At 70.4% G+C, this 524-nt stretch carries 1 protein-coding gene; it reads left to right on the top strand.

The features are described 5' to 3' along the window. Positions 1-524: amidase family protein (locus AC1DWF_RS38460; RefSeq protein ID WP_476843648.1), on the top strand; the 524-nt coding region annotated here is incomplete at both ends.

The following is a 524-nucleotide window of genomic DNA, read 5'->3' as shown; positions in this document are numbered from 1 at the left end:
GCGCTGGGCACGGATACCGGCGGCTCGGTCCGCGTGCCGTCGAGTTTCTGCGGGCTCTACGGGATCCGGCCGACGCATGGGCGACTGGACCTCACGGGCATGCTGCCCCAGGCGCCGACCTCCGACACCACGGGCTGGTTCGCGCGGGACGCACGGACCTTCGCCCGCGTCTCCGAGGTGTTATTGTCCGAATCGGTCGGGAAGGCGCAACCGACTAGGCTCCTCATCGCCACCGATGCTTTCGGCTTCGCGGAGCCGGCGGTCGCTGATGCGCTGCAGCCCCTGCTGGATCGCCTGAAGCGCCTCGTCCCTGACGCCGAGGAGGTGGTGATGGCGCCGCCCGGCCTTTCCGTTTGGGGCCGCGCCCAACGGGTGCTCCAGCCCGTCGAGGCCTGGGAGACCTTTCGCGAATGGGTCGAGCGCGACAATCCGCGCTTCGCCTTCAGCGTGGCCAAGGGCCTCGTTCTCGGCGCCATGTCCAGCGAGGCGGATCGCGGCTGGGCGGAGCTCATGCGGCGCGAGGT

This window comes from Aminobacter sp. P4_D5 (genome assembly GCF_056401815.1).
Note: the sequence above shows the minus strand (reverse complement) of the source record. Positions and strands in the feature narration are given on the sequence as shown.